Annotated in this window: 1 protein-coding gene; it reads left to right on the plus strand. The window is 55.8% G+C overall.

The genetic code is table 11. The annotated features are described in order from the left end of the window. On the plus strand, window positions 1-366 hold a 366-nt coding region (locus EN846_RS33685), incomplete at its 5' end, for a C-terminal helicase domain-containing protein (protein WP_245518764.1). Window positions 367-416 lie beyond the last annotated feature (50 nt).

Genomic DNA, 416 nt, shown 5'->3' on the forward strand with positions numbered 1-416 from the left:
GTCACATCGGATGATATTCTGATCATCACTCCTTACAACGCGCAGGTCTTTGAAATTCAGCAGCACCTTCCCAGCGCCAGAGTCGGTACCGTGGACAAGTTTCAGGGCCAGGAGGCGCCGATTGCGATTTATTCGATGGCGACTTCAACTCACGCAGATGCCCCGCGAGGCATGGAGTTCCTTTACAGCCTGAATCGCTTCAACGTTGCGACGTCACGGGCCAAATGCCTGTCGATTCTCGTGGCTTCACCCCAGGTGTTCGAAGCGGAATGCAGGACGCCACGACAGATACAGCTTGCCAATGCGTTCTGCCGATATCTCGAGATGTGCTCGTTGATTCAGTTGCCGACGTCACAGCAGAATTGAATGCCTGCCCCGCCGATGAGCTCTCTGCTCGCTGTGCCAGCATTCCCGGC

The sequence above is a fragment of the Mesorhizobium sp. M4B.F.Ca.ET.203.01.1.1 genome, from assembly GCF_004791025.1.
GTDB lineage: Bacteria > Pseudomonadota > Alphaproteobacteria > Rhizobiales > Rhizobiaceae > Mesorhizobium > Mesorhizobium abyssinicae.